Origin of the sequence: Nocardioides sp., from assembly GCF_035429765.1 — a bacterium.
GTDB lineage: Bacteria > Actinomycetota > Actinomycetes > Propionibacteriales > Nocardioidaceae > Nocardioides.
Window position 1 is genome coordinate 3915 of record NZ_DAOMFK010000105.1, and the last position, 7046, is coordinate 10960.

The window sequence follows — 7046 nt, forward strand, 5'->3', positions numbered from 1 at the left end:
GGTCTCAGCGCCGGATCCGCACCGACAGGGTGGTCAGGGTGCTGAGCGTGCCGTTGCGCGCGTTCACCCGCACCGTCAGCGTGGCTCCCGCGTCCGCGGCCCGGACGACGTAGCGGGGCCCTCGCTGGACCACCGCCCGCCCCCGCTTCCAGGCGTACGAGAACGTGGTGTCGGTCATCTGGTTCCACTGCCCGTGGCTCACCCGCAACGTCCGGCCCACCCGGGGGAGGCCGGTGACCTGCGGCGGCGTGGTCGCCACCAGGGCGCCGGGCAGCCGCACGGTGCCGCCGTTCCGGGTCTGGCCGGGGTCGAAGGAGTACGCCGGCGCGAGGGCGGCGCTGGTCCCCCCGCCGAACCACTGGGGTACCAGGGAGGAGCCGGTGCGGGACGGGCCGACGTGGCCCTGGACGAGCAGCTTCCAGGTCCCCGGACGGACCAGCACCGTCAGCTGGCTGCCGTCCCCCGTCGTGGGTGGGTGCGCGAGCATCGTGTCGCCCGAGGGGTCCACGACGCGGTAGCCCGCGTCGACGAGGGTGCTCGCCCGCGGGCCCTTGACGCTCAGGGTCAGCTGGCCGGCGCGCTCCAGCGCCAGGGCCAGGCCGGTGACCGGGCCGGCCCCGAGCGTCACCGGGTCGGCGTCGGCGTAGCCCCAGGCGTCGGGGTAGAACTCCGGGTACCACGGGACCAGGCCGGGCGTGTAGGAGGACAGCACACTCCCCTGGGCCACGCCCAGCCGGTAGCTGCCCTGACCCAGGCCGGTCAGGCCCCACCGCCCCGAGCGGTCCGTGGCGTCGGTGGCGACGGCGGTGCCGTCGGCGGCGTACGCGGTCACCTGGATGCCGGCGAGCGGGTCTTCGGCAGGGGCCGCGCTGGTCACCACCCCGGAGAGCCGGCAGAGGGAGCCCGGTCCGGCACACGGGCCGGGGAGCTGGGTGAGGGTCTCGTCGGCACGGACCGCCTCTCCGGGCACGGTGGGAAGCGGGGTGGCGCCGTTGAGGGAGAACGCTCCGCCGTTCCAGGTCGTCGGGTAGCCCCCGAGGCCGTCGCTGAACTCCACCGCGAAGTCACCGGCTCCCAGGCCCCCGACCTGGAACCGTCCCTGGGCGTCGGTGCGGTCGCTTCCGATCAGCGCCGCGTCGCTGATCCGGTACACCGTGGCGGTCACGAACTCGGGGGTTCCCCCGGCGCTGTCGGTCACCGTCCCCACCACCCGTGCCGCCTGCGGCAGCACCAGGTCGACGGTGAACTCGCCGGAGACGGGCACGCTCACCGACTGCTGGGCGCCTCCCCAGCCGCCGGCCCCCTCGACCGCCACCGCGGAGGTGCCGGACCTGACGTAGCCGAAGTCGTAGCGCCCGTCGGCGCCGGTCATCGTGGAGCTCACCACGCCGAGCCGGGTGCGCTCGACGGTGAGACCGGCCATGGCGTCGCCGTCGCCGTTGGTCACCCGGCCCGACACGTGCGCGATCGGCTCCACCGCGAGGTCCAGGGTGACCGGGTCCCCTCCGGACAGCGTGACCACGCCCGCCGGGCAGCCGGCGCTGCCGCCGTCGCTGCCGTCCCACCACCGGCTGTAGTCGTCCATCGTGGTGAGCTTGACCCGCACCTTGTACCGCCCGTCGGGCAGGGCGGTGGTCGAGAAGCCGCCGTCGGTGAGCAGCACCCCGTCGGCAGAGCCGGGGCACGTCTCGTCGGGGTCGCCGGTGGCGAGCTGGTAGAAGTAGACCCAGCCGTCGACCGGCGTCGTGCCGTCGCCGACGATGCTGACCGTGCCGCTCACCCGGCTGGTGGGCGCCGCCGGCGTCGCCGGCGCCAGCAGCACGGTCGCGCCCAGCAGGACGGCGAGCGCACCGAGGACACGACGCAACGACGCGGTCATGGGTCCTTCCTCTGGGACGACAGTGCTCAGTCGAGCTCACGCCGGGACGGCGGGTCCGCCCCGGGGCGAGACACCGTCACGGCCGCGGCTCTTGCGGCGAAGCCTAGAATGCCACGCCACTCCTCCTCCGGAAGGCGAGCGAGAGTGTCGCGGTGGGCGGCGCCCGTCAGCCCGCGCTCCCACAGGGCGTCGATGAGCGCGGCGCCGAAGGTGTCGCCCGCGCCGATGGTGTCGGCGACCGTGACCGGGACGGCCTCGACCCGACCGGCTCCCGACCGGCTGACCCAGAAGGCGCCCTCACCGCCCTCGGTCACCACCACCACGGCAGGCCCCAGGGCCAGCAGCCGGTGGGCCGCCTCGTCCCGGGACAGCTCCGGGTAGAGCGCCTCGAGGTCCTCGTCGGAGGCCTTGACCAGGTCGGCCAGGGCGGCGATCCGCTCGACGGCGGCGACCACGTCCGGGCCGGTCCCCGTGACCGAGGGCCGCGCGTTGACGTCGTAGCTCACCAGGGCCCGGTCGGCGAGCCGGGCGAGCAGCGCCGCGACGTCCTCGCAGCCCGGCGCCAGCACCGCCGCGAGCGAGGAGGTGTGGACGAACACGGGGTCGACACCGGAGAGGTCGACGGGGTGCAGCCGCCACTGCAGGTCGAAGACGTACGACGCAGCGCCGTCCGGCCCGAGCGTGGCCACAGCCGAGGAGGTGTGGTCCACCGCCCCGGGGTCACCGGCGAGGCTGACGCCCGCGGCGGCCAGGTGCTCGGCGAGCAGCCGACCGTAGTGGTCCTCGGCGAACGCGGTCAGCAGCCGGACCGGGCGGTCCAGCCGGGCCAGCGCCACGGCGGTGTTGGCGGCGCTGCCGCCGGCGTGCTCGGTCGTGGCACCGTCGGCGCGCCGTACGACGTCGACGAGAGCCTCACCCACCACCAGCGTGACGTGTTCCACGGGGCAACTATCGCACCCGGGTGGGCTCGGCGCCGCCGACGCGACTCAGTCGGCCTTCTCGGTCGACTCCGCCTCGGCGGCCGCGGGCTCGCTCTCCTCGGCCTCGGCCGCCTCGGTGGGCTCGACCGCCTCGGTGGGCTCGACCTCGGTCTCCTCGGCCTCGGGCTCGGTCGGCTCCGCGACCGGGGCGGGCTTGGCCGCAGGCTTCGTGGCCGGCTTCGGCTGGTAGGGCTCGGTCACCAGCTCGATCACCGCCATCGGGGCGTTGTCGCCCTTGCGGGGGCCGATCTTGGTGATGCGGGTGTAGCCGCCCGGGCGCTCGGAGAACCCCGGAGCGATCTCGGTGAACAGCACGTGCACCACCGACTTGTCGCGCACGACCTTGAGCACCTCGCGCCGGTGGTGCAGGCTCTCCACGGTGCCGAGGGGGGCCTTCTTCGCCTTGGTGATCAGCTTCTCGGCCATCGGGCGCAGCATGCGGGCGCGCGCCTCGGTGGTGGTGATCCGACCGTGCTCGAACAGCTGGGTGGCCAGGTTGGACAGCATCAGCCGCTGGTGGGCCGGGCTGCCGCCGAGACGGGGACCCTTCTTCGGGGTGGGCATCTGCTCTACTCATTTCTCCCGGGCCGTGTCAGGTACCCGGGTAGTTCCTTGCGGGGCGGCACGCCTCGGTGCGCCCCGGGGCGGGGTCCGCGGGGGTCCTCCCCCCGCGGGTGTCAGTACTGCTCGTCCTCGACGAACGCGTCGTCCTCGTCGTCGCCGTACGCCGCGAGCACGGCGTGCGGGTCGAAGCCGGGCCCGCTGTCCTTGAGGGACAGGCCCATCTCGACCAGCTTGGCCTTGACCTCGTCGATCGACTTGGCGCCGAAGTTGCGGATGTCCAGCAGGTCCTGCTCGGAGCGGGAGATGAGCTCTCCGACGGTGTGGATGCCCTCGCGCTTGAGACAGTTGTACGACCGGACCGTCAGCTGCAGGTCCTCCACCGGCAGCGCCAGGTCCGCGGCCAGCTGCTCATCCACCGGCGAGGGGCCGATGTCGATGCCCTCGGCCTCGACGTTCAGCTCGCGGGCCAGCCCGAACAGCTCGACCAGCGTCTTGCCGGCCGAGGCGATCGCGTCGCGCGGACGCATGGACGGCTTGGTCTCCACGTCGATGACCAGCCGGTCGAAGTCGGTGCGCTGCTCGACACGGGTGGCCTCGACCTTGTAGGTCACCTTCAGCACGGGGCTGTAGATGGAGTCCACGGGCATCCGGCCGATCTCGTTGTCGGCGCCCTTGTTCTGCACCGCCGAGACGTAGCCACGGCCGCGCTCGACGACCAGCTCCATCTCAAGCTTGCCGTTCTCCGACAGCGTGGCGATCTTCAGCTCGGGGTTGTGCACCTCCACGCCGGCGGGCGGGGCGATGTCCGCGGCGGTGACGTCCCCGGCGCCGGACTTGCGCAGGTACATGGTGACCGGCTCGTCGTGCTCGGAGGAGACCACCAGGCCCTTGAGGTTCAAGATCACCTCGGTGACGTCCTCCTTGACGCCCTCGATGGTCGAGAACTCGTGCAGCACGGTGTCGATCTTGATGCTGGTGACCGCCGCGCCCGGGATCGAGGAGAGCAGGGTGCGCCGCAGGGAGTTGCCGAGCGTGTAGCCGAAACCGGGCTCCAGCGGCTCGATGACGAAGCGGGAACGGAACTCGTCGACGACGTCCTCGGACAGGGTCGGTCGCTGAGCGATAAGCACTGTTGTTTCCTTTCCGAGCCCGACCGCTATTTGACGGACTCAGACTGCAGAGGTGGGTGACTGTTCTGCTGGCCGGGGCGGGGCCCCGGCACGGGGCTTACTTCTTGGAGTAGTACTCGACGATCAGCTGCTCCTGGACTGGGAGGTCGATCTGCTCGCGGGTGGGCACCTGGTGGATCAGCACCCGCATCCGGGCCGGCAGGACCTGCATCCACGCCGGCACCACCCGCTCGCCGTGGGTCTCCCGGGCCACGATGAACGGCGTCAGCTCCAGGGACTTCGGCCGGACGTCGATGATGTCGTGGCCGGTCACCTGGAAGGACGGGATGTCCACCTTCTTGCCGTTGACCAGGAAGTGGCCGTGGGTGACGAGCTGGCGGGCGTGGCGGCGGGTGCGCGCGAAGCCGGCGCGGTAGACCACGTTGTCCAGCCGGCACTCGAGCAGCTGCAGCAGGTTGTCACCGGTCTTGCCCTGGCGCCGCGAGGCCTCGGTGTAGTAGCGGTGGAACTGCTTCTCGAGCACGCCGTAGGTGTAGCGGGCCTTCTGCTTCTCGCGCAGCTGGAGGAGGTACTCGCTCTCCTTGATCCGGCCGCGACCGTGCTGGCCGGGCGGGTAGGGGCGACGCTCGTAGGCGGCGTCGCCACCGATCAGGTCGACGCCGAGACGACGCGACTTCTTGGTGATAGGGCCGGTGTAGCGGGCCATGGGTCAGGTCTCCTGTTCGTCGGTCGCGGGTCAGACGCGGCGGCGCTTGGGCGGGCGGCAGCCGTTGTGGGGCGTGGGCGTGACGTCCTGGATGGTGCCGACCTCGAGGCCGATCGCGCCCAGGGACCGGATCGCCGTCTCGCGGCCCGAGCCCGGGCCCTTGACGAAGACGTCGATCTTCTTCATGCCGTGCTCCATCGCCCGGCGACCGGCGGCCTCGGCGGCCATCTGCGCGGCGAACGGGGTGGACTTGCGCGAGCCCTTGAAGCCGACGGTGCCGGCAGAGGCCCACGAGATCACCGCCCCGGTGGGGTCGGTGATCGTGACGATCGTGTTGTTGAACGTGCTCTTGATGTGGGCCTCGCCCTGGGCGACGTTCTTCTTCTCCTTGCGGCGCACCTTCTTGGCGCCGGCAGCCTGGCGGCTCTTGGGAGGCATCGTGGTTCTCCTGAGGTAGCTGGTCTGGTGGGTTCGAGTCGGAGGCTCTGTCCGACCGCGAGGCCGTCGGCCCCGCGGGTGCGGACTACCTGGCCTTCTTCTTGCCGGCGACGGTGCGCTTGGGACCCTTCCGGGTGCGCGCGTTGGTCTTGGTGCGCTGGCCGCGGACCGGGAGGCCCTGGCGGTGACGGCGCCCCTGGTAGCTGCCGATCTCGATCTTGCGACGGATGTCGGCTTGGACCTCACGACGGAGGTCACCCTCGATCTTGAAGTTGCCCTCGATCTCGTCGCGGAGCTTGACCAGCTCCTCGTCGCCCAGCTGGTGCACCCGGAGGTCGGGGTTGACCCCGGTGGCCTCCAGGACCTGGCGGGCGCGGGTACGGCCGATGCCGTAGATGTAGGTGAGTGCGATCTCGATGCGCTTCTCGCGCGGGAGGTCGACACCAACGAGGCGTGCCATGTGGTGGCTGTTCCTTTCGCGGGGCCGCGGCCCCGTGGTTGCGCGGAGGTGTCTGGTCGTGTCGCGTCCCGGGTGCCTGTCCCGGGCTCCGGCCTTCCGCTCCGGAGGTGGTTCACCGCGGCCGCAGGCGTGCTGCGGTCCGGCTAAGCGATCACGTCGTGGGATTCAGTTGTCTCGCAAGCGCAGTCTCGCGCCCGCACGCTCGGTCTCGCGCTTCAGCCCTGTGTCCTTCGAGGGCTTCGCAGCTCGACCTCGCACGCTCGGTCTCGCGCTTCAGCCCTGTGTCCTTCGAGGGCTTCGCAGCTCGACCTCGCACGCTCGGTCTCGCGCTTCAGCCCTGTCGCTGCTTGTGACGCGGGTTCTCGCAGATCACCATGACGCGGCCGTGGCGACGGATCACCTTGCACTTGTCACAGATCGGCTTGACGCTGGGGTTGACCTTCATGGTTCACGTTCCTCGGCTGATGGGCATGAGGCGACCGTGCGCGGGGCGCGCGGTCACTTGTACCGGTAGACGATCCGGCCTCGGGTGAGGTCGTAGGGCGAGAGCTCCACCACGACCCGGTCCTCGGGGAGGATCCGGATGTAGTGCTGGCGCATCTTGCCGCTGATGTGGGCGAGGACCTTGTGGCCGTTGCTCAGCTCCACCCGAAACATCGCGTTCGGGAGAGCCTCCACCACGGTGCCCTCGATCTCGATCACGCCTTCTTTCTTCGGCATGTCCTCCGCAATCCCTTGGTCACTGTCCACCGTCGGCCCGCGAACCTCCCCGCACGCGGGGTGGACCTCGTGCCGCCGTCGCGCGGGCCCCGTCCCGGAACAGGCACGCGCCACCCCCGAGACGGGAGCGTCGGGCCGTGGTGCGGGCAGCCCGGAGCCAGGAGGCGAC

Annotated in this window: 9 protein-coding genes; all 9 read right to left on the reverse strand. The window is 71.5% G+C overall.

Annotation, left to right across the window (positions count from 1 at the left end; genetic code table 11):
- Positions 1–4 precede the first annotated feature (4 nt).
- On the reverse strand, positions 5–1879 hold the full coding sequence (locus tag PLP61_RS10730) for an MSCRAMM family protein (RefSeq protein WP_324502707.1): 1875 nt from the start codon (positions 1877–1879) through the stop codon (positions 5–7).
- A 26-nt stretch (positions 1880–1905) separates the two neighbouring features.
- Complete coding sequence (locus tag PLP61_RS10735) at positions 1906–2820, reverse strand: carbohydrate kinase family protein (RefSeq protein WP_324502708.1); 915 nt, start codon at positions 2818–2820, stop codon at positions 1906–1908.
- A gap of 45 nt (positions 2821–2865) precedes the next feature.
- Complete coding sequence (gene rplQ / locus PLP61_RS10740) at positions 2866–3423, reverse strand: 50S ribosomal protein L17 (protein WP_324502709.1); 558 nt, start codon at positions 3421–3423, stop codon at positions 2866–2868.
- 113 nt (positions 3424–3536) lie between these two features.
- Positions 3537–4553: a DNA-directed RNA polymerase subunit alpha gene (locus PLP61_RS10745; RefSeq protein WP_324502710.1), complete on the reverse strand. Its 1017-nt coding sequence runs from the start codon at positions 4551–4553 to the stop codon at positions 3537–3539.
- A 97-nt stretch (positions 4554–4650) separates the two neighbouring features.
- Complete coding sequence (gene rpsD, locus PLP61_RS10750; protein ID WP_324502711.1) at positions 4651–5259, reverse strand: 30S ribosomal protein S4; 609 nt, start codon at positions 5257–5259, stop codon at positions 4651–4653.
- 30 nt (positions 5260–5289) lie between these two features.
- Positions 5290–5697, reverse strand: a complete 408-nt coding sequence (gene rpsK, locus PLP61_RS10755; protein WP_324502712.1) for a 30S ribosomal protein S11 — start codon at positions 5695–5697, stop codon at positions 5290–5292.
- A gap of 85 nt (positions 5698–5782) precedes the next feature.
- Positions 5783–6157 carry a 30S ribosomal protein S13 gene (rpsM, locus tag PLP61_RS10760; protein ID WP_324502713.1) on the reverse strand — a complete coding sequence of 125 codons (375 nt, stop codon included), beginning with the start codon at positions 6155–6157 and terminating at the stop codon, positions 5783–5785.
- A gap of 331 nt (positions 6158–6488) precedes the next feature.
- The gene (rpmJ, locus tag PLP61_RS10765) at positions 6489–6602 is read right to left on the reverse strand and encodes a 50S ribosomal protein L36 (RefSeq protein WP_004008316.1); all 114 of its coding nucleotides are present in this window, start codon (positions 6600–6602) and stop codon (positions 6489–6491) included.
- 53 nt (positions 6603–6655) lie between these two features.
- Positions 6656–6877, reverse strand: coding sequence for a translation initiation factor IF-1 (gene infA / locus PLP61_RS10770; RefSeq protein ID WP_011757309.1), 222 nt, complete (start codon positions 6875–6877; stop codon positions 6656–6658).
- Positions 6878–7046 lie beyond the last annotated feature (169 nt).

Excerpts from the sequence above, each read along its gene's own strand:
- PLP61_RS10730 (WP_324502707.1), bottom strand. The coding sequence starts at position 1,879 with ATGACCGCGTCGTTGCGTCGTGTCCTCGGTGCGCTCGCCGTCCTGCTG.
- rpsK (WP_324502712.1), bottom strand. The coding sequence starts at position 5,697 with ATGCCTCCCAAGAGCCGCCAGGCTGCCGGCGCCAAGAAGGTGCGCCGC.
- rpmJ (WP_004008316.1), bottom strand. The coding sequence starts at position 6,602 with ATGAAGGTCAACCCCAGCGTCAAGCCGATCTGTGACAAGTGCAAGGTG.
- rpsD (WP_324502711.1), bottom strand. The coding sequence starts at position 5,259 with ATGGCCCGCTACACCGGCCCTATCACCAAGAAGTCGCGTCGTCTCGGC.
- rplQ (WP_324502709.1), bottom strand. The coding sequence starts at position 3,423 with ATGCCCACCCCGAAGAAGGGTCCCCGTCTCGGCGGCAGCCCGGCCCAC.
- rpsM (WP_324502713.1), bottom strand. The coding sequence starts at position 6,157 with ATGGCACGCCTCGTTGGTGTCGACCTCCCGCGCGAGAAGCGCATCGAG.
- infA (WP_011757309.1), bottom strand. The coding sequence starts at position 6,877 with ATGCCGAAGAAAGAAGGCGTGATCGAGATCGAGGGCACCGTGGTGGAG.